This is a genomic window from Halorubellus litoreus (assembly GCF_055378595.1).
In genome coordinates this window covers 1,712,011-1,737,466 of sequence record NZ_AP043836.1, presented here as the reverse complement: position 1 = coordinate 1,737,466, position 25,456 = coordinate 1,712,011, and the positions used below count along the sequence as shown (strand labels likewise).

Sequence of the window (25,456 nt, the reverse complement as noted above, 5' to 3'; positions counted from 1 at the left end):
TGGACTTCGCGCGGAGTGCTGTGAGCGTCGCCCGACGACGACCGACCAGTACGCCCGAGGATGCCTCGGCGACCTACGATGAACCTGACTGTAACCCACATCGATGCTGACAGCTCGACCTTGGACCGTCAGGGGTCGCGGCGGCCACTGCGCGCTGAAGCCCGGTCGAACCGGCCGGCTACCCGGAGCGCACCGCAATCGCCGCGGACTGAGCGTGTTCCGGTCGCATGTGCAGGGTTCGAGTGCAAGCGAACGTGTCGAGCGTGGCATCGAGTATCGTCGAAGTGCTCGACCTGGAATCGGCACCCCCAGAGTGCTCGAACTCGAGTCGTGCCCCGTCCCTATCTCGAAGAATTGGCGGAGCATGGTGTCCGGCGTGTTCGCGGGACGATCGGCGTGGTGGTGCGAGCGGCGACGCGGCAGCTGGCCCCTGGACACCGTTGGTGGCATCGATGCGCGTATCAGGAAGTCTGCGCGTGCACGAAGTCAGTCGGGGGTTCCGACGGGAACAACCACCGACGCGGTGGAGTTGATCGAGGACTTGATCGTTTCGTCGTTCGACTGTGGCCCGCGGAGACGGTGGCACCAGTCGGTGACACGTCAGTCAACCGGGTGCTGGCGATTCCATCCCCGGGGTAGTGGGTCGAGGGCATGGCTTACGGGGTCGCGGTCGGATCGTTCCGCAAGCGACCGCCAGAGTCACGACCAGACCGTTCCGCAAGCGACCGCCAGAGTCACGACCAGACCGTTCCGCAAGCGACCAGCGGGATTCCTGGTCGAATCGGTGGATTTCGGACGGTTCGAGTGTTCTCGTCTGGGTCGACTCAGTTCGGGAGAATCCGACCGAACCCAGCCGATAAATCAGATGACGCGATATAGAATCGCCTGTGCGAGGTCGGTGTCGCGAGTAGAGAAGGGGGCGCGGCACAGCAGCCGCACGGCGTCGGTCACTGCACGTTCGAGCTGGATGCGCGCGAGATGAGGTAGACGGCGACGGCGCCGAGCCCGAGGGCGAGTGCGACGAGGACGGCGACGCCGGGGACGATGGTGTTCATCGCGCCGTCGAACCCGGTGACGTCGACGACGGTCATGACGTCGCGGTCGAGCATGATGGCTCGCGCGGCGTCGACGCCGTACGTGACGGGGTTGAAGCGCGCGAACGTCTGGATCCACTCGGGGAGCGCTTCGAGCGGGAGGAACGCCGAGGAGAGGAAGAGGAGGGGGAACTGGAGGAGGTTCGCGGCGATGATGGTGGACTCCTGGTCTTTCGTGATGACGGCGAGGCTGTTCGAGAGCGCGACGAACCACAGCGAGAACAGGACGCCGACGGCGACGATGCCGAGGGCGCCGACGACGCCGAGTTCGATCTCGGCGCCGAGGAGGACGCCGAGCCCGAGGATGATGGCGACCTGGACGGCGATGCGGAACACTTCCGCGGCGGTCTTCCCGACGAACACCGCGGTGCGGTTCATCGGCGACACGAGCACCTTCTCGAACATGCCCTCCTCGATGTCGTTCACGAGCCCGATACCGGAGGTGACGGCGGCGGCGAGACTCACCTGGATGGCGATGGCGGGCACGAGGTACGTCTCGTAGCTGACGTCGCCGAGCCCCTGGCTGACGGCGGCGCCGGCGACGTTCCCGAACACTTCGGTGAAGAGGACGAGGAAGATGACGGGTTGGACGAGTGAGACGACGAGGACGAACGGGTTCCGCACCGCCTTCAGGTTCCAGCGTTTGAAGTTCACCCAGACGTCGCCGAGGAACGTGTTGCTGGAGCGCCTGACCGAGTGGGAGTCAGTGCCGCTCGCAGTGGTGTCGCTCATCGCCCTGCCTCCCCGTCGACGGCGTCGGTCATCGCTCCGTCCGTGACCGCGTCGTCAGTGACGTCGGCGTCGAGGTGCTCGCCGGTGATGGCGAGGAAGACGTCGTCGAGCGTCGGTGCGCGGACGTTGAAGCCGGTGACGACGAGGTCGGCGTCGCGGAGGGCGACGAGGAGGTCGGTGCCGTGCTGGCGCGCGGCCTCGCTCGTCACCGTGATGCCGTCGTCGGTCGTCTCCACGGCGGCGTCGCCGAACACGGCCATGTCCTCGGCGATGGCGGCGGCGCGCTCGTGGGCGTCCGCGCCGTCCTCGAGCGACACCTCAAGGACCTCGCCGCCGACGCGACGCTTCAGGTCCGTGGGCGAGCCGTCCGCGACGATCTCGCCGTCGAGGATGACGGCGAGCCGGTCGCAGAGCGCGTCGGCTTCCTCGAGGTATTGCGTGGTGAGGAAGATGGTGGTGCCGCGGTCGTTGATGTCCTCGAAGTACTCCCAGAGGCGATTCCGGGCCTTCGGGTCGAGGCCCGTGGTGGGTTCGTCGAGGAACACGAGCGGCGGGCGGTGGACGAGCGCGGTCGCGGCGTCCAGTCGCTTCTTCATGCCGCCGGAGAACTCGTCGGCGCGCTTGTCCGCGACGTCCGCGAGGTCGACGAGGTCCAGGAGGTCCGCGATGCGGTCGGCGCGGTCGGCCTTCGGGACGCCGTAGGCTTCGCACGCGAACCGGATGTTCTCCTCGGCGGTGAGCTCGGGGTCGACGCTCGTCTCCTGAGCCATGTAGCCGATGGATTCGCGGACCGCACGCGGGTCGGTGGCGACGTCGAACCCGTTCACGGAGACGTCGCCCGCGGTCGGCGAGAGGAGCGTCGCGAGGACCTTGATGGTCGTCGTCTTCCCGGCGCCGTTCGGGCCGAGGAACCCGAAGAACTCGCCTTCGGGGACGCGCAGGTCCACGCCCCTGACGGCCTGCGTGCCGTCCGCGTACGTCAACTCGAGGCCAGTCGCGTCGATGGCGGCGCGACCGAAGTCGGATGGTTCGTCGGTCGCCTGCCCGGCGACGGTCGCGTCCCCGTCGCGTGTGGACTCGTCCGTCGATGATGCGGGTTGCTGGGTCACGTCAAAGACTACGGCGACTGTAGTGATATGCTTGTGACTTCGAAGCCATAGGCTTACTACAGAACGTGAAGTAAGGTCGCGTCCCGGATTCGGCGCCTCAGATGGTGTATCGCATCCCCCAGTGGTGGAGGTGCGCGAACACGGGGAACAGCGCCTCTGCCTGCTCGGTGGGCGTGTACTCGACGCGCGGCGGGATCTCGTCGTACGCCTCGCGGTCGAGCAGGCCGGCGGCGGTGAGTTCCTTGAGGCGCGCGGAGAGCGTGTTCGGAGCGACGTCGAGTTCGCGTTCGAGGTCGGAGAACCGGAGCGGGCCGTCGGCGAACGCGAACGCGCTCAGGACGGCCATCGCGTGCGTCTTCCCGAGGAGGTCGAGCAGGTCGGCGACGGTCGCCTCGACGCGCTCGCGTTCGGCGGGCGGGATGGCGTCCCGGAGCGCCTGCGCTTCCTCGCGCGTCCGCCCCGCGTTCAGGTCGGGGACGGAGACGTCGTCCGGGAGCGCGTCCAGGTCAACGCCGACCGCGTCGTCCTCACCGGCTGCCTCGCCCGCTCCAGTCGCGTCGTCGTCCCCGCTCGCTTCGTCGGACCGGCCGGAGGTGTCGTCGCTCATGCCCGGAGGGACGCCTCGTGACTGCTTGGTGCTTGCGTTCTCGAAGTAACGTCGAAACGGTCGTTTTGCGGCCGTTACTTCGAAGGTTCGAAGTTGCAAGTTCAAGCACTCTCGGGTCGATAGTGTCGGTATGCGACTCGCAGTGTTCGGCGCGACGGGACGGACCGGCCGCCCGCTCGTCCAGCAGGCCATAGAGCGCGGCCACGACGTGGTGGCGTTCGCGCGCGACCCGAGCGACCTCGACGACCTCGCGGACGCCGCGCTGACGGTCGTCCGGGGGGACGCGTACGCCGGCGACGGCGTCGCGGAGGCGGTCGCGGGCGCGGACGCGGTCGTGTCCGTGCTCGGGCAGACGAAGGCGGGTCCGGACGACCTCCTGACGGTCGCCGGCGACAACGTCCTCGACGCGATGGCCGACGCGGGCGTTTCGCGGTTCGTGACGCTCGTCGGCGCGGGCGTCCGCGAAGACGGCGAGTCCGTGTCGCTGACCGGGAAGGCGATGGGGACGCTCCTGAGGCTCCTCGCGAAGGAGGCCCTCGAGGACGACGCGTACGTCGGCGAGCTGCCGAAGGTGGGGCCGGCATGACCGCGTCGACCAGCAACGACTCCACCGGTGAGGGCGCGGGTCCGGTCCTCGTGACGGCGGCGACCGGGACGGTCGGCCGCGCGGTCGTCCGCGAGCTCGCCGCTGTGGGCGTGCCGGTGCGTGCGGCGTCGCGGGACCCCGAGCGCGCCCGCGAGCGCTTCGAGACCGAGTGGCTGGCGGACGAGAGCGACGGCGACCACGTCGAGTACGTCGCGTTCGACTTCCAGAGACCGGAGACGTACCATCCGGCGCTCGACGACGCGAGCGCGACCTTCCTCGTGCGACCGCCCGAGGTCGGGCGCGTGGCCCGCGACGTGTTCCCGTTCGTGGACGCGGCCGAACGCATGGGCGTCGAGCACGCGGTCGTGCTCTCCGTGCTCGGCGCTGAGAAGAACCCGCTGCTCCCGCATCGCCGCATCGAGAAGCACGTCGCCGCGAGCGGGCTGGCGTGGACGTTCCTCCGCGCGTCGTTCTTCCTCCAGAACCTCCTGGAGGTCCACCGTGCGGACGTCGTGGAGCGCGACCGCATCTTCCTGCCCGCGGGCGACGGCGAGACGAGTTTCGTCGACGCGCGCGACGTCGGCGCGGTCGCCGCCGAAGCCTTCCAGGACGCCTCGCTGCGCTATCGCGCGCTCGACGTCACCGGCGCCGAGGCGCTCACGTACCACGAGGTCGCCGCGGTCATGACGGACGTCCTCGACCGCGAGATAACGTACGCGAACCCCGGCGTCCTCGAGTACGCGCGGACCGAATACCGGCACGGGACCGCGCTCCCGTTCGTCCTCGTGCAACTCGCGGTGTACGGGACCGCGCGCCTCGGGCTCGCCGGCCGCGTCACCGACGACGTCGAGCGCGTCCTCGGTCGCGAACCCCGGTCCGTCCGCGAGTTCGTCGAGGACCACGCCGACGCGTTCGCGCCCGCCAGTGATGCCAACGCGTCCGACGCAGGCGCGAGCGACGCGGCCGCGGCGAGCCCCGGCCGCGACTGACGCGTATCGAACGACTTTTTTCCATGGGCCTGGTTCGTGGTGGTAGTCTTCTCCGCGAGAGAACCGGGTAGCCGCGGCACTGCGACGTCGCACGGACGGTGCAACGCGACGACGTCCGGCGGTCGGTCGCCGGCCCGCGGCTCGACCGAAACCAGCGAACAACGATGCACGTGCACGGACGTACTGGTCGGTCGTACCGGGAGTCGAACGAACGCGAGCGGTCTCGGCGGTGGTCGCGGTGAGCGACGGAACCGCGGCCGTCGACGCGGCCGTCAGGCGATTCTACGCGTACCGGGTGGCGATGGGTGCGGGGTTCACGTCGTCGTTCCTCGTCGCGTTCCTGGCGGCGCGAGACGTGTCGTTCACCGCCGTTGGGGTCGGTATCGCGGCGCTGTCGGTCGTGAACGTCGTCGGCGAGGTCCCGGCGGGGTACGTCGGCGACCGCTGGGGGCGTCGGCTGTCGATGCTGCTCGCGAGCGCGACGTACGCCGTCATCGGCGTCGGGTGGCTGGTCGCGCGGACCGCGCCGGCGGTCGTGGCGCTGTACGCGCTCTCGGGCGTCGCGGTGTCGTTCCAGTCCGGGGCGGCGTCGTCGTGGCTGTACGAGACGCTCGCGGAGTTCGACGCGACCGAGCGCTACAGCGCGGTCGCGGGCCGGAGTTTGTCGCTGCTGCGGTGGACGCAGGTCGTGACGACGCTCGTCGGCGCGGGATTGTTCGTGCTCGCGCCGACGTACCCGTTCGTCGCGAGCGCGCTCGCCGGCGTCGTCGCGCTCGCGGTGACGTGGACGCTGCCCGCGACCGAGCGGTTCCGCGACGACGGGGAGCGGGACCGTTCCAGCGACGAGGTCGAGGACGGTCCGGGCGGTGAACGCGTCGGGCCGCTGGCGGCGGTGCGCGCGATGCGGACGTTCGTCCGCAAGCCCGCGGTGCGGACGATGCTGGCGTTCTCCGGCGCGTTCGCGAGCGCCATCGTCGTCGCGGGCCGGTACGTCCAGCCGGTCGTCGACCGCGCGGTCCGCGCGGACGGACTGGCGGTCGCGAGCGTCGACGTGCCGGGTGTCGTCGTCCTCGGCGTCGTCGGCGCGACGTACACGGCGGCGTCGGCGCTCGTCGTCGACCAGGCGGACGCGCTCGAATCGCGGGTCGGCCGCGGGCCCGCCATCGCGGGGACGTACGGGACGTGCGCGGTGGCGATGCTCGCGCCGGCCGCGGCGTGGTACGGCCCCGTCCCGCTCGTCACGGCGGCGGCGGTCGCGGCGGTCGGGTTCCAGTCGCTTCCGTCGGTCGCTTCGGTCCTCCGCGACGCGTACCTCCACGAGCACGCGCCGTCGCTGACGCGCGCGACGACGATGAGCGCCGTCGCGCTCGCGCTCTCGCTCGTCCGCCTCCCCGTCGTCCTCGCCGGTGGCGTCCTCGCGGACGCGCTCTCGCCCGCCGCCGCGGTGGTCGGTGCCGGCGCGAGCGCGCTCCTCGTCGGCGCCGGCATCGTCGCCGTCGACGGGCCGCTGACGGTCGCGAGCACGGACGGTACCGACGCCAGCGAGAACACCAACGCCAGCGAGAACACCAACGCCAGCGAGAACACCAACGCCAGCGAGAACGAGGGAGGTGAGACGGAGTCGACGGCGGACTAGTCGTGGTACGTGGGCGCGGCGGCTTCGACGACCGCGGTGGCGAGCGCGTCGAAGTCGGCGACGTCGGGGACGACGTCGACGGTGATGCCGTGGGATTCGGCCGCGTCCTTCGTCGGCGGGCCGATGACGCCGACCGTGGCGTCGTTCAGGCCGGCGATGGCGGCCTCGCGGACGCCCTGCTCGGCGGCGGCGTCGAGGAAGTGCTCGACGGTGAGCGTCGAGGTGAAGCAGGCCGCGTCGAGGTCGCCGCTCGCCGCGAGCGCGGCGGATTCGCCGCTCCCGTTCGGTCGCGTGAGTTCGTAGAGGACGGTCTCGTGGACGAACGCGCCCGCGGCCTCCAGGCCGTCGGTGAGGACCGGCGAGCCGTGGTCGCTCCGGGCGACCTCCATCCGCTTGCCGTTCACGAGCGGTTCGAGCGCGGCGACGAGTCCGCTCGACGTGAACTCGTCGGGGACGACGTCGACGTCGTATCCGCGGTCGCGGAGGCGGCCCGCGGTCGTGTCACCGATAGCGGCAACGGTTGCGCCCGCGGCGTCGAACCCCGCGTCCGCCGCGAGGTCGACGCCGGTCTTGCTCGTGAACACGACGACGTCGGCGTCCTCGCGCGGTGCAGCGCCCGTGGCGGCGACCGCGAGCATCGGGTCCGCGACCGGGGTCGCGCCGAGGGACTCCACGAGTTCCGCCGCGGCCGCGAGCCGGCCGTCGTCCGGCCGGAACACCGCGACGGTCGTATCCCGCGTCGTCATTCCGCGCCCTCCGCGTCGTCGTCACTCTCTCCGCCCGTCTGGACGCTCGTGACGCGGTCGTTCGCGAGGAACTCGCGGAGGCGGTCGTGGCTCGCCGCGACCTCGCCGATGACCGTGACGGCGGGCGGTTCGATGCCGGCGTCGTCCCGCGTCGCTTCCGCGGTACCGAGCGTACCGGTGGCGACGCGCATCTCCGGCCACGTCGCGCGTTCGACGAGCGCGAGCGGCGTCTCCGGGTCCATGCCCGCGTCCAAGAGGGCCCGGGAGTACTCCGGGAGCTTCCCGACGCCCATGAGGACGACGAGCGTGCCACCCGTGGCGGCGAGCGCGTCCCAGTCGACTGCGGACTCCTCTTTCGTCGGGTCCTCGTGGCCGGTGACGAACGAGACGCTGGAGGCGTGGTCGCGGTGCGTCACCGGGATGCCGGCGACGCCGACACCGCCGATGGCGGACGTGACCCCGGGCACGACCTCGAACGGGACGTCGTGTTCGGCGAGGTGCTCGGCTTCCTCGCCGCCGCGACCGAACACGAACGGGTCACCGCCCTTCAGACGCGCGACCGTCTTCCCCTCGCGAGCGAGCTCGACGAGACGCCTGTTCGTGTACTCCTGAGGCGTCCACTCGCCACCCGCGCGCTTCCCGACGTCCTCGCGCTTGCCCTCGGGTATCGACTCGAGGATCTCCGGGCCGGGGAGCTTGTCGTGCAGCACGACGTCCGCGGTGTCGATGACCTCGCGCGCTCGCACCGTCAGCAGCCCCGGGTCGCCCGGGCCGGAGCCGACGAGGTAGACCGTGCCGACGTCGCGCTCGGTCGCGTCCTCGTCCTCGCCAGCTGACCCGATTGGAGCGTCCTCGGCCATCGGTCAGTCCTCGCGAGCTTGCGCGACGAGGTCGGCCGCGCCCCGCTCGCGGAGGTCCGCCGCGAACTCGCGGGCCGCGGTCGCGTGCGATTCCACGGGGAGGTCGCGGGTCTCGACGACCGACGTCTCGCCGCGCTCGTCGTACACCGCCGCGGTGACGCTGACGTGCGCGCCCTGCACGACGCCGTACACGCCGATGGGCGCGATACAGCCGCCGTTCAGGCCCGCGAGCACGCTCCGCTCCGCGGTCGTCTCCACGCGCGTCCGGGCGTGGTCGAGGACGCCGTGGATGGCCTCGCCGACGTCGTCGTCGCGCGAGGTCACCGCGAGCGCGCCCTGGCCCGCGGCGGGGACGAACTCGCGGATGGGGAGGCGCTCGGTCTCGACGTGATGCGCGAGCCCGATACGCTCCAGGCCCGCCTCGGCGAGGACGATGGCGTCGAGCTCGTGGTCGGGGTCGCGCTCGGTCGCGCGCCGCTGCACCTCGCTCAGCGAGTCGAACCACTCCTCGACGCTGCGCTCGTACGTGTAGTCCTCGGGGTCGACGTCGACGTCCTCCGCGTCGATACCGTCGATGTCGCCGCCGGCGTCGCCGCGCTTCTCCGCCTCGACCGCGCTCCGGCGCTCGTGCTCGGTCTGGAGGTGCGTCGCGAGGAGCTTCTCGACGCGCGTGTCGACGTTCCCGCGGAGCGGGACGACGTCGAGGTCCGGACGCGTCGACAGGAGCTGGGCCTTCCGCCGGAGCGAACTCGTTCCGACCGTCGCGCCCTCCGGGAGGTCCTCGAAGCTCGTGCCGTCGGGCGTGACGAGCACGTCCCCGGGCTGAGCGCGCTCGGGGATGCCCGCGACGACGAGGTCGTCCGGGCTGTCCGTCGGCATGTCCTTCATCGAGTGCACGGCCGCGTCCACGTCGCCCGACAGCACTTGCTCGTCGAGCGACCGGACGAACGCACCGGTCTTCCCGAGGTCCTGGATGAGCTCGTCGCGAACGCGGTCGCCCGCCGTCGACACCTCCACGAGCTCGACCTCGTACCGGCGGTCCTCCAAGGCCTCCGCCACCGTCGCCGCCTGCCGGCGCGCGAGGTCCGAGCCACGCGTCGCCAGCCGTATCGTCCCCTTGCTTCGCATATACAGAGTCGTCGGCGACGCGCGGGGAAAAGTACGTCCGTTTGCCCGCGGCCACGAGTCACGCTCCCAACCAGACCGCGGATGCGGCCGGCGCACGACCGGTTCGGGGCGCGAGTCGATTCAGGCGTCCGCGGCGACGAACGCCGCCGTCGCCACCACGTACCCGGACGCGATACCCGCGAACGCGGAGATGGCGAGCGCCGGCGCGTACTCCGCGCCACCCCACGCGAACGCGACGCCGACGAGCGCGAACAGCGGCGGCGGCACGTCGTCCAATACCTCGGCCGCCTCCGGGATTCGCTCCGCCACGATAGCGCCGATGAGGCCCACCCCGGCACCGAGCCCGACCGCGAGCGGCCGCCAGAGCCCCCCGAAGTACGCCATCCCCACCATCACGACAGCGACCAGTCCGACCACCACGAGCCGATTCGCCACGAGCGCGCGAACGTTCACACCCCCAGCCAGCACGCGAACGGTCATTCGCGTTCCGGTCCACTCCGCACCACCGGAACCGAGACGAACCGAACCGAGACGAACCGAGACGAAGCAGCGACGGAACGAATCGAGTCCGCGCCAACCGGCTGGCGCGCGCTGGCGTCGCGACGCGAACGGCGGTGAGCGTCGCGACGACGTCACCGTGCGAGGGATGCCGACCGAACGAAGTGAGGGAGAAATCGGTTGGGGAGGGCGAGGCGCAGTGCGGTGCGGTGCAGTGCGGTGCAGTACAGTTGCCACGTGGTCGGACGACGAACCCGACCGACGCCGAAGGGTACAGCAGAGACCGGTACCGAGGTTTACAGCAGACGTAAACCCCACCCGCCCCGCACGCACCGCTCACGACGACGTCGTCGCTCCCGAACATTCACGTACGAAACCGCGGCCACGACCACCGTCACCTGACCACTGCCCGCGAGCGACCGAGACGGTAGCGCCCCGCACCGCCGCGACCCCCAAAACCGACCGCGGGGCCTGCACGCCCCCACAACAGCGACCGCCAACCCCCCGACGGCGACCGCCAACGCACCCGACAGCGACCGACAGGTCGCCCTACAGCGCCTCCCGGTACGCGTCCAAGGTCTCCTCGATGTCGTCCTCGGTGTGCGCGTACGACACGAACTGGGACTCGTACTGGTTCGCGGTGAGGAACACGCCCTGCTCTTTCATCTGCTGCCAGAACACGCGCTCCCAGCGCTCCGTATCACACGCAGCGACGTCCGCGCCCGTCTTCGGACACAGCTCGTAGCGCGGGCAGTCCTCGCGCTGCGTACAGCCCGCGTCGCAGTGCCCCTCGAACTCGTCGGGCGCATCACGCGTGAACAGGACCTTGAACATCGAGTCCGTCCCCACCACCGTGTACTCCGGCGCTTGCTCGCGACAGATCTCCGTGAGGCCCTCGCGGAGCTGCTCGCCGAGCGCGTTCACGTGCTCGTACACGTCGTGCTCCGCCGCGTACTGCAAGTAGGCGTGCCCCGCCGCCATCGTCACCGGATGCCCGCTGAACGTCCCCGACTGGAACACCGGACCGCTCGGCGAGAACTGCTCGATGATTTCGGCTCGCCCGCCGATGGCGCCAACGGGGAACCCGCCGCCGATGATCTTCCCGAACGTCGTCACGTCCGGCGTCACCCCGAACTTCCCCTGCGCGCACTGCAAGCCGCCGACGCGGAACCCCGTGATGACCTCGTCGAAGACGAGGAGCGACCCGAAGTCGTCACAGAGGTCCCGCAAGGTCTCGTGATACCCATCCACCGGCATCACGATGCCCTTGTTCCCCAGGATCGGTTCGGTGAGCACCGCCGCGATGTCGTCGCCGTGCTCCTGGAACACCTCGATGATCGCTTCGGTGTCGTTGAACGGCACCGGAATCGTGTGCTGGGCGAACTCCTGGGGAATCCCGCGCGTCGACGGGTGCACGTGGTCGCCCTCGCCCTCGACGAGCGTCGACTCCTGCGCGCCGTGATACCCGCCCTGCATCACCACGATCTTGTCCCGGCCCGTGTACCCCCTGGCGAGTCGGACCGCCGACACCGTCGCCTCCGTGCCGGAGTTCACGAACCGCAGCATCTCCACGCTCGGGACGTGGCGCGCCACGAACTCCGCGTGCTCCACCTCGATCTCCGTCGGCGCGCCGTACATCGGGCCCTGACTCGAGTGCTTCTGGACCGCCGCCTGCACCTCCTCGGGCGGCGAATGCCCGTACAGGAGCGGCCCGTAGCCGTTCACGTAATCGAGATAGCGGTTCCCGTCCGCGTCCACGACGTGCCCGCCGTCGCCCTTCTGCACGAAGAACGGGTACGGCATCGTCGCGCGCACCGAGGAGTTCACGCCGCCCGCGAGCACCGAGAGCGCGCGGTCGTACAGCCGCCGCGACTCGTCACTGGTCATACCCCGCGGTTCGGACGCACCCCACAAGTGCGTGTCGAGATTTCCGGCACCCCGGGACCCACCCGCGTCCGCGCTCGCGACCACCGCCAGCGACGCGGACCGCCCGGCGGCGTCCATGGTCGCCCCCGGACCGAAGCGCGCGGCGGGAATCGCTAGCCGGCACCGTGCCCGCCAGAATCGTGTTGAGCGTTCCCACCACGCAAACGCTATTGCGGACAGTCCCATCGGTCGAATCGTGACCCGTCACGAGAACGCGCTCGGGTTCCTCGCACTCGCCGCGCTCTGGGGCGCGAGCTACCCCGCCATCACCGCCGCGAAGGCCGGCGTCGACCCGCTCCTGATGGCCGCGCTCCGGTTCGACGCCATCGGCGTCGTCGTCCTCGCGTACGCCGTCGCCCGCGGTCAGCGCATCCGGCCGACCGCCGCGGACGCGCGAGCGGTCCTCGTCGGCGGCATCGGCATCGTCGCCGTCCACAACGGCCTCCTGTTCCTCGGCCAGGCCAGAGTCTCGGGCGCCGTCGGCGCGGTCGTCCTCGCCACCGTCCCCATCTGGAGCGTCGCGTTCGCCGTCGCGTTCCTCGACACCGCCCGCCCCACGCCGGCGCGCGTCCTCGGCATCCTGCTCGGCGCCGTCGGCGTCGCCGTCCTCGCCGTCCCCGCACCCGGCGCCGTCGACTCGCCCGACCCCGTCGGCGTCGCCCTCCTGACCGCTTCAGCGATCGTGTTCGCGCTCGCCGCCGTCGGCCTCCGCCGCGAGACCCCGCGCCTCGGCGTCGCCGCCCGCCAAGGCTGGATGATGCTGCTCGGTGGACCGGTTCTCCACGCCGCCAGCCTCCTCGCCGGCGAAACGCAAGCGATAGTCGTGACGACCGAAGCGGCGGTCGCGTTCGCGTACCTCGTCCTCGCCGCCGGCGTCGTCGGCTACCTCCTGTACTTCGAGCTCCTCGACCGCCTCGGCCCCGTCGAGATCAACCTCGTCGGCTACGTCGCCCCCGTCTTCGCCGCGCTCGTCGGCTGGCTCCTCCTCGACGACGCCATCTCCGTCCAGACCATCGTCGGCTTCACCGTCATCGTCGTCGGGTTCGCACTCGTCAAACGCGCCGCCATCCGCAACGCGCTCGCCGACGACCCGCCGCCCACGACCGGCGATTGAACGCCGAGCCGGGACGAGCGGCCCTCGGCCCCGTCGCGACCATGCCCCAGAATAATGACAACTTATTTATTACTGTTGGCAGTGATGATGACTGCCAGATGACGACATACACCTGTAGCTATTGCAACCAGTCCGTGGACGAGTACAGCAAACCGAGCACGTGCCCGAACTGCGAGAAGTCGGGAACGATGAGTGAAGACGAAGGCGGCTTGATCGGCTGACGGTAGCCCAGAGAGCGGCCCGTTCTCCCCACCACCCAGTACCGTGGCAGGACGTTCGGTCGAGACCCCCGTCCGGGCGTTCTGGACACGACCCGGCTCTTGGCGGGGATACCCGTCAGAGAGGTCGGCGGACGCAGTCTGGCCTCGAACAGTGCTATCGCCTCCGTCCGGCTTCCCCACCGAGAGCAACGGTGGCACGACGCGGCGCGATACGCTTCTACGAGTTTCGACAGCGCTCCTCGAAGAGGCGACTGGGAGCGGTGTGCTCGTGGACGCCGTCCCCGCGAGCGGTCAGTTCGACGCGGTCTCGATGGCGTCGGCGAGGTCCGCGACGATGTCCGCCGGGTCCTCGATGCCGACGCTGAGGCGGACGAGGTCGCCGGTGACGCCGGCTTCCTCCTGTTCCTCCTCGGTGAGCTGCTGGTGCGTCGTCGAGGCGGGGTGGATGATGAGGGTCTTCGCGTCCCCGACGTTCGCGAGGAGGCTCGCGAGCTCGGTGTTCTCGACGGTCGCCTGGGCGGCGTCGTAGCCGCCTTCGAGCCCGAACGTGATCATGCCGCCGTAACCGCCGTCGAGGTACTTCTTCGCGTTCTCGTGGGTCGGATGGCTCTCGAGGCCGGGGTAGTTCACCCACGCGACGTCCTCGTGGTCGTCGAGGTACTCGGCGACCTTCATCGCGTTCTCGCAGTGGCGGTCGACGCGCAGCGGGAGGGTCTCGAGGCCCTGAAGGGTCTGCCAGGCGTCGAAGGGACTCTGTTGGTTGCCGAGGTCGCGGAGGCCGCGCGCGATGGCAGCGTACGTGAACGCCGCGTCGCCGAACGTCTCCGCGAAGTTCACGCCGTGGTACGCGGGGTTCTCCCCGCCGATCTCGGGGAACTTCTCGGCGTGCTCGCCCCAGTCGAACGTCCCGCCGTCGACCACGACCCCGCCGACGGTCGTGCCCGACCCGTGGATCCACTTCGTCGTCGACTGCCAGACGAGGTCCGCGCCGTGCTCGATGGGGTTGCAGAGGTGCGGCGTCGCGAACGTGTTGTCGACGAACAGCGGGACGTCGTTGTCGTGCGCGATGTCCGCGACGCGCTCGATGTCCGGCGTGTCCAGCGCGGGGTTCCCGATGGTCTCCAGGTGGACGTACGCGGTGTCCTCGTCGATGGCCTCCTCGTAGGCGTCGTAGTCGAGCGCGTCCACGAACCGCGTCGTCACGCCGTTGCGCTCGACGCTATGCGTGAGGTAGGTTGCAGTGCCGCCGTACAGCGACTTCGAGGAGACGACGTTGTCGCCGACGTCCGCGAGCAGGAACGTCACGAGGTTCAGTGCCGCCATCCCGGACGACGTCGCGACCGCACCGACGCCACCTTCGAGCGCCGCGAGGCGCTCCTGGAGCGTCTCAACCGTCGGATTCATCAGCCGCGAGTAGATGTAGCCGGGCTTCTCGAGCGCGAACTGGCTCGCCGCGTCCTCCGCGTCGTCGAAGACGTAACTCGTCGTCTGGTACAGCGGCGGGGCGCGCGACCCCGTCGCCGAATCCGGCTCCTGGCCGGCGTGCAGCGAGTGTGTGGCGAATCCGCGGTCGTCGGCGTCGTCGGTTGACTCGTCCGTCATGGAAGCTACCAGGGCGTCGACGCCCTTAGCCGACCTGAGTGTGGTGACTCTTGCCGGCGTCTACGACCAACTGGCGACAACGATGCGACGAACTCGCAGAAGAGACCCGTGGTGGTATCGACGTCGCCGTCAGACCGCGTCCGGCCCGGTCTTCCCGGTGCGGACCTGGTAGGCGTCCTCGACGGGGAGGACGAAGATCTTCCCGTCGCCCTTCTCGCCGGTCTGCGCGGCCTCGGCGATGGCTTCGACGACGTCCTCGGCGGGCGTGTCCGCGACCACGGTCTCGACCTTCACCTTCTGGTGGAGGTCGACGACGTACTCCTCGCCGCGCCACTGGCTCTTCTTCGCGGGCTGACTGCCGCGCCCGGAGACGTCCGTCACCGTCAACGACGGTGCGCCGGTTTCCGAGAGCGCGCGCTTGACGTCCGTGAGGCGGTCCGGGCGGATGATCGCGACGACCATCTTGATGTCAGTCATCGCGCTCACCTCCGGTCGTCGCGTCCGAAGTGTCCACGGTCGTCTCCGAGGCGTCCGCGCCACCGTCGGTGCGGACGTTCGTGCCGCCGTCGGTCGTCACCGTCGCGCGACCCGATTCGGGACTGGCGTCCCCGACGAACTCGGGGTACGTCGAGATGCCGTGTTCGCCCGCGTCCAGGCCGGCTTCCTCCTCCTCTTCGCTGACGCGAAGGCCGACGGTCGCTTCGAGGACGAGGAACACGCCACCGGTCGCGAGCACCGTCCACGTGCCGATGACGGCGACGCCGACGACCTGCATCACGAGCTGGTCGACGCCGAGGAACGCCCAGCCGTCGCCGAGGATGGCCGTTCCGCTGCTCGATGCACCGAAGAACGGGATCAGGATGGTGCCGACGCCGCCGGCCGCACCGTGGACGGCGAAGACACCGCAGACGTCGTCGATCTTCAGCGAGTCGACGGTCCAGCGGTACGCGGGCAGGACGAGTGCACCGCCGATGGCGCCGATGACGAGGCCGCCCCACCACGTGACGTGCGGGACCGCGCCCGTGACCGCGACGAGACCCGCGAGGAGGCCGTTGGCCATCCAGAGCGGGTCGGGTTTGCCCTGCCAGAACGTCGAGACGAGCATCGCCGCGACCGCGCCGGCGCCCATGCCGAGCGTGGTGACGAGCGCGACGCGACCGAGCGCGGCGCCCATGAACGCGACGGAGCCGTCGTCAGCGACCGAGAGCACGGTCGCCTGCGTGCCGACGTTGAACCCGTACCAGCCGAACGCGAGGATGAGCGTCCCGAGAACCGCGAGCAGCATCGAGTGCCCGGGGATGGGCTGGCTGTTCCCGTTCTCGTCGAAGCGACCCTTGCGCGGGCCGACCATCTTCGCGGCGACGAGGCCGGCGAGGCCGCCGACCATGTGGACGACGGTCGCACCGGCGAAGTCGAGGTAGCCGACGCCGAGCGCACTCCCGATGAACCCGCCCGTGCCGTCGGCGGTCGGGCCGGAGAGCAGGCCGCCCGCCCACGTCAGCCCCTGGACGGTCGGGTAGATGAGGGCGGTGATGGCGACGACGAAGAGGACGTACGCTTTGAAGTCCATGCGTTCGGCGACGGCGCCGGAGACGATCGTCGCGGCGGTCATCGCGAACACGGCGCCGAACACCCAGCTGACCCACGAGCCCGCGGAGCCGACGTACGAGAACGCGCCCATGACGTCGAGCGCGGAGCCCGAGGTGAGTGCGCCGACGACGCCGGCGAGGCCGGCGCCGACGAGGAAGTAGACGAGGACGCCGAGCCCCCAGTCGGTCATGTTCTTCATGAGGACGTTCCCGACGTTCTTCGCGCGGACCTGGCCGGCTTCGAGGAGCGCGAACCCGGGCTGCATGAAGAAGATCAGGAAGGAGACGACGAGTACCCAGACGGTGTTGATGCTGTTCGCGACCGCGCTCGGGTCCATCTGGAGGGCGAGACCGTCGAGCATCAGGTCTCGACCTCCGCGAGCGTCGCGAGCAGGTCGTCGTTCACTGCGCGCGTTGCCGCCGTGTCGGGGTCGGTCGTCGAGTCACCGAACCCGCCACTCGTTCCGGTAGTGGCTGACCGTTCGTCCACGATACTGTTAGATTTACACGCGTTCGTGTTCCGAGTCACGGATAGTCGTCATCATAGCACAGTACATAAGGGTTAGCGTTGTTGAACGTCCACAATAACAGTCTCATTATGGACGTTCGTACGAACTTCAATCGAATCAAGTCTGTTTAAGGACGTAAAGCGTCCAGAAGTCGTGCGTTCGCCAGCGTGGAATTCGACGTTCGTCGAGTCCGCGAGCGCGCCAAGCACCCGCCCACAGCGACACGCGCCACCACGGTACGCAGGGACGAGGACGGAAACCGCAAGACGGCGGCGACCCACTCCGTCGGCAAATCTTGCACGCGCGACCGCCCAGAACCCGTCCGACCAGGCACGACGCTGGACGTCGGCGTCGACGGGGCGACGCCCCGCCGCTACTCCTCCAGCCCGATGTCCGTGACGATGATCGTCACGTCAGCGTCCGTCTCCGCGTCCGGCTCGATGGGGAACCCGACGGCGTACGCGCAATCGCCGTTCTCGATGTTCTGCAGTTGGAACCCGCCACCGAGCGTCTGCAGGGACGCACGACCCGTGCCGTCGTCGACGATGACCTCGGACTGCGTCGCCTTCTCGATCGCGCCGACCACGCGCGGCAGCTCCTCGGTCGTCTCCGACCCCGACCCGCTCTCGTTCCCACTCTCCGTCTCTTCATCCTGCTCGCGCGCCCGCTCCGCCAACGCACCGATCTCGTTCTCGCCAGGGCCACAGCTCCCGAGCACGCCACAGCCAGCCACCGATGCCATGCCCCCCGCGGCCGTCGCGGCCCCGGCCCGCTTGAGTACGTCTCGTCGATTCATGTACACACACCGACACCGATTCGACATAAAGCTACCCACCCTCCCGCCCGAACCCGACGCCGACCCTGGAAACGACGGGTGGCCGACGCCACCCCGGAGCACTGGCTCCGCGTCGTCGATAGAGCCCGGGACGGAGCGGGGACGGAGAAGTGTTGTCCAAAAGTAATAAACCAAGTGGATTCTACATGGATGCCGTGAACCGCGTCGATGAGCTCTCAGTTTCGAGAGTTCGGGAGGGGGAATGGTTCGAAAATTTAGATTGGGGTGACGTTCGTGACGTGGCGGACACGCCCAAGTCGCGGACGCCGAGGAGGGAGTCAGCATGAGTCGGGTCGCGGCGACACTCGTCGCGTTGTTGGTCGTGAGCGCGTCGCTCACGGGAGCAGTCGCCACGAATGCGCAGGGCGAAGCGGGCGAACAACAGCGCAGAGGGGGAACCGAAACGGTCACCGACCCCACCGGCTTCGCCGAAGCACCCGAGTCGCAGTCCGCCAGCAGGGAGACGAACGCCCGCACCTACGGATCGCTATCGCAGGACGCTTCAGTCCTACCGGGAAGCGACCAGGAGTTCGTCAACGGAGGGGTCTACACCGCCATCGTCACCGTCAACGTATCCGAGTCGGGACTCCTGCAGGCGAACAAGGTGACCGACCCGGCGCTCCGCGTCGCCGTCGAGTCGACCGCGGGCACCAACGCGTCCATCGTCGGCGTGTCTTCGGGCGCCACCGACTACGACGTGGTACCGTCCAACGCGAGCGCGGAGTGCCCGAACTCGTGCGTGGTGGAGAGCACCGGCTCGTTCGCCGCCGGTTCGACGCACAGCGTCCTCGTCCGGTTTCGCGTGAGCGCCACGGACTCGCCGGGCTCGGTTACGTTGAGCGCGGACCCGACCCCAGGCGACTCGACGAACGAGGACGACGCGAGCGTCACGTACAACGTCACGCGAGGGGTGAACACCTCCGCGTCGATGGCGCGAACGGCCGAGGCGCGGACGACGCTCGCGAGAGGATACACCGCGACGTACGAGCGATTGCTCTACCAGGCAGATTGGGACGAGCGCTTCGAGCGGAGCATGTCGGAGGCGTTCACGGTCGTCGCCAACGACGCGGCGCAGTCACTCGTCACCGGCTACGCCGACGAGGCGCTGGCGGGCGCGACGACCCTCCAGAACGCGAACAACCTGGAGACGCTCCAGAGCACGCAGACCGCTTACGGGCTGACGCAGGGGTCGTACGGAGACGGCACCGTCGGCAAGATAGCCAAGATAAACCACCGGCTCTACCTGAATCTCCTCCGCCGAATGGACGTCGACGCCATTCAGAACGCGGGGAACGCCTCGTACGCGCTCCGAGAGCTCGCTCGGCTCTCGCGGGCGGAGGCGGCAGCGTGGCGGAACGGGAACCGAGAACGAGTGCGCGAAATCCTCCACAAGAAGCAGGTCGTTCTCGTCGGGTTCTCCAAACACGCGTCCGGGTACGCGTTCCAGCGGAACTTCGAACCGCCGCTGTCAGCGCCCGACAACGCGGCGTTGCTATCGCAGGCACGCAGCCAGCGACAAGCCGCGTCTCAGTCGGCGACGCCAGCCATCTACGACTACTTCGTGGCGCTGGAGGAGTACGCCAAAGCCGAGTACCAGTACATCGAGAACACGGCGCTCCCGATGGCGAGAGAGCCACGTCCTCGCGTTTCCATGAACGTCTCCCGGAGCGCTCTGCACGCGAATCTCTCCGACCTCGGCGTCGGCACGGGGGAGACGGTGACGGTGAACGTCACGGTATCGAACGCCGGTCACGGTGGTGTGACCTCGTCGCAAGCTTACCTCTCGCTCTCGCATTCGAACAGTCTCTCGGTCGTCGACGTCCGACAGGTCCGCGGCGACGTGGACTGGTCGGTCACGAACAGTTCGGTCGATGACACCATCAACTTCAGGGATGGGAGTACGGGCCCCGCCAAGTACCCGCTCGTCGACGTCCGCGAGCAGTACGACCCCGGCGAGACGAACACGTACCAGGTGACGTTCGAGCGCGTCAGCGCGAACGAGACGTGGGCGGCGTACCGGACGGCGTTCCAGCCGGTCGTCCACGACGAAGCCGGCGGGCAGGACACGTACGTGCGCTATCCGACCGCCGAACAGGCATCCGGGACCGACCAGCAGAACTTCGCCGCGTGGAACGTGTCCGCTGAGACGACCAGTGGAGAGAACCGGCCGCCCATCGCCGACTTCGTCGTGTCCGAGCGAACCGTCTCGACCGGTGGGTCCGTGACGTTCGACGCGAGCGCCTCGACCGACGACCGTGGCATCACGTCGTACGCGTGGCGCGTGGACGCGAACGGGAACGGCACGAGAGGCGTGCGTCGCGGCGAGCGAGTCACCGTCACGTTCTCCGGCAGCGGCGCCCGGACGGTATCGCTGACGGTGACCGACGCTGCCGGCGAGCAGTCCTCGACGACGGTCAACGTCACCGTCCTCCGACCGTCGAACGTCACCGCGGCGTTCGACGTGAACCGGACCATGGTACAGCCCGGAAACGTCACCGAGTTGCGTGCCTCCACGGCCGCCGAGACGTACGCCTGGGACCTCGACGGTGACGGGAACTACGACGACGCGAGCGGGAGAGAGACAACGTGGCAACCGTCTTCCGCAGGCGAGTACAGCATTGGGTTGCGCGTAAGCGCCGGCGGCCAGCAGTCGACCGTGACCTACAATTACACCGTCCAGTCCGCCGTAGAGCGCCTCTCCGAACCGACGGTAGTTGTTGACGCGCCTCTGACACTCACCGTCGGAGAGACCGGCGTGTTCGACGCGCGAGACTCGTTCGACCGGGTCGTCGTCGACGGAGCGGTCCGCATCGAGAACATAAGTAGCTACGACTGGGACCTTGACGGCGACGGAACCCCCGAATCGACCGCGGCCGTGGCGAGACCCTCGTTCTCGTCGCTGGGGAAGCACAACGTCACCCTGGTCATCCGCGACGGCGAGGGCAACAGCGCCTCCGTCACGCGAACGGTGGAGGTGACGACCGCCACAAACGGTGACGGAACGCCACAGGCCTGTACGCCCGACGAGACCGTGACGGAATGGAGCGCCGTGCATCGGAACGCCGCGCACACGAGTCGAACGATCGGATGCGGCCCCGTCTCGGACGTCCATGTGGCGTGGAACACGTCGCTATCGGACGTCACCGGGAGTTCGCTACTCGGCCGCAACGACACCCTCTACACCGCGGGGTCCAGGACGGTGTACGCGCTGAACGCGACGAGCGGGACGGTCAGGTGGAACGCGACCGTCGGTGACATCAACACCGGCAACGCTGCCGCGTCGACCCGTGGCGCGCTCGTCCTCGCAGACGACCACCTCGTGGTGCCGCTCTCGAACGGGTCGATGGTGAGCGTCGACCCGCAAACCGGCGAACGCCAGTGGCAGACGCCACTCCCGAACGCGACGACGGACGACAACCTGTACGCGCCGATTGCGACCGAGAAGACCGTCGTCGTGACCGGATACAGGACCGGGAACGTCTACGCGTTGTGGCTCGCGAACGGCTCCCGCAGGTGGAACGCGACCGTCGGCAGCGGCGAGCGAGTCCACGTCAACTCCCCCGCGTACAGCGACGGAACCGTGTACGTCGGGTGGTCCGAGAGCACCAGTGGCACCGTGTCCGCGTTCGACGCCACAACAGGCGAGTCCGAGTGGCAGACCGGCCTGGGGAGCCAGGTCCATGGGGTAACGGTGTACGACGACACGGTATACACGTCGTACTGGACGGGAGGCGTCAAGGCGCTGAACGCGTCCACGGGCGCCAAACAGCAGCGCATCTTCGTTCCGACTGCCGCGTCGCCCGCTGTCGGTCCCGCTGGCGACGCCCTCGTCGGCGTCAGGAACGGTAGAACGTATTCCACGGCCGGACTGGAAGCCTGGTCGCGGTCGTCCGGCGAGGAGAAGTGGTCGTTCGGTCCGACCACGTCGAGCACCGCGCCCGTAGCCGCAAACAATGCGGTCTACTTCGGCTCGAATAACGACGACATCTACGCAGTGAATGCCTCGACCGGGGCCGGTCTCTGGAGACTTTCGTTGGAGGAGAGTTCGAACGGTGTCGATCGCACAAGACCGATTCTCCTCAATGGGACGCTGTACGCGGTTACGAACAGCGGTAACGTCTACGCCGTCGAGGGGAACTCGACGTACGACCCGCCCAGCCCCCAGCTCGGTATCGCGAGCAGTGACGCCACGCCGTTCGCTCGGCAGACGGTGACGCTGAACGTCACCGACACGGGTAACGACAGCCTCCGTCCGCTGTACGATACCTACGAGTGGCGGGTCGCGGGGACCAGACAGCTGGGCCGGTCGGCGACGGCGACGTTCAACGAGACCGGGACGGCGAGGGTGACGCTCGTCGCGACCGCCGCGAACGGCGAGCGGTTCACCGTAACGCGGACCCTCGACGTTCGGTCGTTCGACGGCGAGATTGACGAATCGACGGCCTGGCCGACGTTCGGGGGAGCGCCGGGGCACGCTGGACGGACGACCGAAGACCTCCCGTGGTCGCTCCCACCTGCGTGGAACCGCACGGGTGGCACTGCAGACTCCACGATAGCGACGACCACGACCGCCGTCTACGAACTACGTGGGAGGACACTCTGGAAGTTCTCGAAGAACGGGTCGGTTCGCTGGAAGCACCAGCTTGATGCGACCACGAACATCGACGTCGATAACAGTCCGGCCATCGGCCCCGACGGCAACGTCTACGTCTCGCTGTGGGGGTCGTTGATATCACTGGCGCCGAACGGTAGCGTCCGATGGCGGATTGGAGACGAGAGTTACGGAACGAACTGTGGCGGTACGTGCATAGACAGGTTGAGTGACCCGGTCGTAACCGAAGACGGCGTGTTCGTGACCGGCGAGCGTGATGGGTTTGGCGGCCGTCGCCTGTTCAATATCTCCCGTTCGACTGCCGAACTGCGATGGGAGACGCAGGTATCTGATACCGTCGGTCCGGAGCTTCCACCGACTGTCGGCGACGATGGACAGATCTACGTCGCAGTTCCCGGCTCCGGCCTGACGGCGTACTCGTCGGAGGGGAGCGAACGCTGGCATACCGACGTCGACGGGAACGCGACCACGTTCCCGGTCCTCACGCCGAACGGGACGGTACTGCTCAACACCGAGACCTCGCTGATCGCTGTCCGAGATTCGAACGGGTCGGTCGCGTGGACCGTCGAGTCGAGGAGCCGCGTGGCCCCTGCCGTCGACCGAGACGGGACGGTCTACGCGCCCGCCCCGAAGATAAGCGTCGGGAGCTACCGGCTCCGGTACTTGCATCCGAACGGGACGCAGTTCGACGAGGTGTCGTGGCAACCGCGAGATATCATTAACGCACGAAGCTACGGATCCGAATCGCAACCTGTACTCGGCCCTAGCGGGCACGTACTCGTGCTCGTCGGCGACCGCGAGGACGACTACTACGAGAACCGACTGCACGTCGTGACGAAGTCGGGGCAGAAGGTCGACGGCCGCGCCGTCGGGCTGGCGAACGCGGTCGCACCGCTTGCACCGGGATACGTAGCCCTCGTCGGGGAGAGTGGCATGCAGACGTACGGCGACGGCGCAGGGACGAGCGAGCCACTGAATGCGTCGCTCTCGTACGAGCCAGTGGTGCCCAAGCCCGACGACCCGTTGACGCTCTCCGCCGCGGGCAGCAACGGAACGGGGACGCTCACGTACACATGGTACCAGAACGGGACGGAACTGCGCTGTAGCGGCCCGGAATGCACGGTCGACGACCAGTTCTACTCGGTGTATCCGACCGAGGTCACCGTCGAGGTGAAACAGGCAGATGGACGCGTGGACACGGCGAGCGTCGTGGTGAGGGCGTCGTCGATCGGCTTCGACACGTCCGTCGACGGACAGACCGTTCCGGACGACGCGGGCGTCGAACTGCTCACGAACGACACCGTCGCGGTCTCGCTACACGAGGAGACGCTCTCGCACGAAGTCGTGGACGTCCAGTGGCACGTCGACGGCGCGCTCTCCGCGTCTCCCAACGGGGAGACGATTACCGTGTCACCGACCGCCGCCGGTGCCGGCGCGGTCAACGCCACCGTCACGCTCCGTGGTCCGAACGGTGAGACGGCGACGCGGAACGCCTCGCTCGCGGTCGACACGTACCGGTTCCACGGGTCGTCGATGGGGAACTACACGTTCCAGTTCCAGAATACGCCGTCTGGACGCTGGCGAGTCGAGGTCGCGAAACTCCAGGAGCGACTCCCGACCCTCTACCGACGGGTCGCTCAGCGCACGGACGGACTCCCCTCGACGGTCGACGTGACGTTCACGACCTCGGGAGGGATCGACTCGAAGTGCGGAACGGCCCCGTTTGCGTGCGCGAGTAATCCGAACGACGTCTACCTGCCGTACACGCTCTCGCGGGTTCGGTTCGAGGGACGAACTCAGACCGTTCGCCACGAACTCACGCACCTCGCGCAGTTCGAGGTGGACGCGCAGACGAACGGCGAGTGGGAGTTCTTCGCCGAAGGACACGCCGTCTACGAGGAGTCCCCGCTGTTCTGGACGCGGACGGTGGAGAAACCGTCGAAAGCCAGCCTCTTCGAGATGCAGGTGACGGAGACTGAGTACGACGAGGCGGGGAGCTTCGTCGCGGCGTTCGCGGCGACGTACGGTCGCCAGAAGACGCTTGAGATGCTCCGGCGGTCGAGCGACCAGGGGTTCCAGAGTGCGTTCCAGGCTGTAACGGGCGATTCGTTCGATGCGTTCTATCGGACGTGGAAGCCCGCACAGGAAGACGCCGGACCGAACGCCATCCGGTTAGGCGGCGGTGGGAACATCTTCTACAAGCCGATGTTCGAGTACCACGACGGGCGGCTTCGGGTGGTGACGCCCATCGGCTACGACCTCCCCGACCGAATCACGGTGTCCTGGGACACGGACGGCGACGGGACGTTCGAACAGCGCGGACGCACCGTCCAGTGGTCCGCACCCGGCGACGACGTGCAGGCGGTGACCGTGCGGTACGAGACGAGCGCCGGGTCGCTGACGCAGACGCAGCGATTCGGTCCGGGCAGCAGCACCGGTGGCGGCGACGACGGCGGCGACGACGGCGGCGACGACGGCGGCGGTGGCGGCGGTGGCGGCGGTGGCGGCGGTGGCGACGACAACCGCGTCCGCATCGAGTCCGTGACCGTGAGTCCGCAGGACATCGACGTCGGCGATACCGTGACCGTCGAGGTCACGTTCTACAACGAGTACTCGACGGCCAAGACCGTCTCACCGACGCTCTCGGTCGGGTCCGAGGTGATAGACGAACGTGCGGTTTCGGTCGGCGCCAACAGCGAGCGAACCATCACGTTCGAGCACACGTTCGAGGAACCGGGAATGTACTCGGTCCAGGTGGACGGTCGGAGAGGTGGGTTCGTCTCCGTCGCCGAGCGTGACGATGACGCGACGACAGCCCGGTCAACGACGGACTCGACGACCACGTTGCCGACGACGACGGACTCGACGACCACGGTCGGGACGGACGAGACGCGGGCGTCCGCGACGAACCGTTCGACCGATAGGAGGGCGACGAGCGACACCGCGGTCGGCACGACGAGGAACGATAGTGCCGGCAGTCCTGGATTCGGCGTGTTCGTCGCAATCGTCGCGTTGCTGAGCGCGGCGACAGCGGTTCGGCGACGACGGTCGTAGACCGGCGGC

General features: G+C 68.8%; 18 protein-coding genes. 5 read left to right on the top strand and 13 right to left on the bottom strand.

Going from position 1 to position 25,456, the window contains the following annotated elements; translation table 11 throughout:
* Positions 1-947: 947 nt before the first annotated feature.
* From ACZ48X_RS12840 to ACZ48X_RS12830, 3 genes are all read right to left on the bottom strand, one after another.
* Positions 948-1,826 (bottom strand): ABC transporter permease, encoded by an 879-nt coding sequence (locus ACZ48X_RS12840; RefSeq protein WP_336349339.1) that lies wholly within the window; start codon positions 1,824-1,826, stop codon positions 948-950.
* Entirely contained in the window at positions 1,823-2,830 is a 1,008-nt protein-coding gene (locus tag ACZ48X_RS12835; RefSeq protein WP_336349670.1) for an ABC transporter ATP-binding protein, read from the bottom strand. Before ACZ48X_RS12835 ends, ACZ48X_RS12840 begins: the two co-directional genes overlap by 4 nt.
* A 202-nt stretch (positions 2,831-3,032) precedes the next feature.
* Complete coding sequence (locus ACZ48X_RS12830; protein ID WP_336349340.1) at positions 3,033-3,542, bottom strand: winged helix-turn-helix transcriptional regulator; 510 nt, start codon at positions 3,540-3,542, stop codon at positions 3,033-3,035.
* 130 nt (positions 3,543-3,672) lie between these two features.
* Here ACZ48X_RS12830 and ACZ48X_RS12825 point away from each other — a divergent pair, with 130 nt between their 5' ends.
* The 3 genes from ACZ48X_RS12825 (at position 3,673) to ACZ48X_RS12815 (ending at position 6,753) form a co-directional block, all read left to right on the top strand.
* Entirely contained in the window at positions 3,673-4,128 is a 456-nt protein-coding gene (locus tag ACZ48X_RS12825) for an NAD(P)-dependent oxidoreductase (RefSeq protein WP_336349341.1), read from the top strand.
* Positions 4,125-5,117, top strand: coding sequence for an NmrA family NAD(P)-binding protein (locus ACZ48X_RS12820; protein ID WP_336349342.1), 993 nt, complete (start codon positions 4,125-4,127; stop codon positions 5,115-5,117). Before ACZ48X_RS12825 ends, ACZ48X_RS12820 begins: the two co-directional genes overlap by 4 nt.
* A gap of 238 nt (positions 5,118-5,355) precedes the next feature.
* Positions 5,356-6,753, top strand: coding sequence for an MFS transporter (locus ACZ48X_RS12815; RefSeq protein ID WP_336349343.1), 1,398 nt, complete (start codon positions 5,356-5,358; stop codon positions 6,751-6,753).
* Here the strand turns inward: ACZ48X_RS12815 and ACZ48X_RS12810 are convergent.
* The 5 genes from ACZ48X_RS12810 to hemL all read right to left on the bottom strand — a co-directional run bounded on the left by ACZ48X_RS12810 (position 6,750) and on the right by hemL (position 11,872).
* Positions 6,750-7,499, bottom strand: a complete 750-nt coding sequence (locus ACZ48X_RS12810; RefSeq protein WP_336349344.1) for a uroporphyrinogen-III synthase — start codon at positions 7,497-7,499, stop codon at positions 6,750-6,752. The genes ACZ48X_RS12815 and ACZ48X_RS12810 overlap by 4 nt on opposite strands.
* Positions 7,496-8,359, bottom strand: a complete 864-nt coding sequence (gene cobA, locus ACZ48X_RS12805) for a uroporphyrinogen-III C-methyltransferase (protein ID WP_336349345.1) — start codon at positions 8,357-8,359, stop codon at positions 7,496-7,498. The genes ACZ48X_RS12810 and cobA overlap by 4 nt, the downstream gene beginning before the upstream one ends.
* 3 nt (positions 8,360-8,362) lie before the next feature.
* Positions 8,363-9,487 (bottom strand): hydroxymethylbilane synthase, encoded by a 1,125-nt coding sequence (gene hemC / locus ACZ48X_RS12800; RefSeq protein ID WP_336349346.1) that lies wholly within the window; start codon positions 9,485-9,487, stop codon positions 8,363-8,365.
* 120 nt (positions 9,488-9,607) lie between these two features.
* Positions 9,608-9,940: a hypothetical protein gene (locus ACZ48X_RS12795; RefSeq protein WP_336349347.1), complete on the bottom strand. Its 333-nt coding sequence runs from the start codon at positions 9,938-9,940 to the stop codon at positions 9,608-9,610.
* 594 nt (positions 9,941-10,534) lie between these two features.
* Positions 10,535-11,872, bottom strand: a complete 1,338-nt coding sequence (hemL, locus tag ACZ48X_RS12790) for a glutamate-1-semialdehyde 2,1-aminomutase (protein WP_336349348.1) — start codon at positions 11,870-11,872, stop codon at positions 10,535-10,537.
* A gap of 235 nt (positions 11,873-12,107) precedes the next feature.
* On the opposite strand from hemL, the gene ACZ48X_RS12785 reads away from it, so the two are divergent.
* Positions 12,108-13,025, top strand: a complete 918-nt coding sequence (locus ACZ48X_RS12785) for a DMT family transporter (RefSeq protein ID WP_336349349.1) — start codon at positions 12,108-12,110, stop codon at positions 13,023-13,025.
* A 512-nt stretch (positions 13,026-13,537) separates the two neighbouring features.
* On the opposite strand, the gene ACZ48X_RS12780 is transcribed toward ACZ48X_RS12785, so the two are convergent.
* The 5 genes from ACZ48X_RS12780 to ACZ48X_RS12760 all read right to left on the bottom strand — a co-directional run bounded on the left by ACZ48X_RS12780 (position 13,538) and on the right by ACZ48X_RS12760 (position 17,742).
* Positions 13,538-14,848: an O-acetylhomoserine aminocarboxypropyltransferase/cysteine synthase family protein gene (locus ACZ48X_RS12780; RefSeq protein WP_336349350.1), complete on the bottom strand. Its 1,311-nt coding sequence runs from the start codon at positions 14,846-14,848 to the stop codon at positions 13,538-13,540.
* Positions 14,849-14,977: 129 nt separating this feature from the next.
* Positions 14,978-15,325: a P-II family nitrogen regulator gene (locus ACZ48X_RS12775; protein ID WP_336349351.1), complete on the bottom strand. Its 348-nt coding sequence runs from the start codon at positions 15,323-15,325 to the stop codon at positions 14,978-14,980.
* Positions 15,318-16,799, bottom strand: a complete 1,482-nt coding sequence (locus tag ACZ48X_RS12770) for an ammonium transporter (RefSeq protein WP_336349352.1) — start codon at positions 16,797-16,799, stop codon at positions 15,318-15,320. Before ACZ48X_RS12770 ends, ACZ48X_RS12775 begins: the two co-directional genes overlap by 8 nt.
* A complete protein-coding gene (locus ACZ48X_RS12765; RefSeq protein ID WP_464379853.1) occupies positions 16,799-16,927 on the bottom strand; it encodes a hypothetical protein in 129 nt (42 codons plus the stop codon). The genes ACZ48X_RS12770 and ACZ48X_RS12765 overlap by 1 nt, the downstream gene beginning before the upstream one ends.
* Before the next feature lie 392 nt (positions 16,928-17,319).
* Positions 17,320-17,742: a hypothetical protein gene (locus ACZ48X_RS12760; RefSeq protein ID WP_336349354.1), complete on the bottom strand. Its 423-nt coding sequence runs from the start codon at positions 17,740-17,742 to the stop codon at positions 17,320-17,322.
* Positions 17,743-18,064: 322 nt separating this feature from the next.
* Between ACZ48X_RS12760 and ACZ48X_RS12755 the strand changes: the two genes are divergently transcribed.
* Entirely contained in the window at positions 18,065-25,447 is a 7,383-nt protein-coding gene (locus tag ACZ48X_RS12755; RefSeq protein ID WP_336349355.1) for an outer membrane protein assembly factor BamB family protein, read from the top strand.
* The last annotated feature ends 9 nt before the right edge of the window (positions 25,448-25,456 follow it).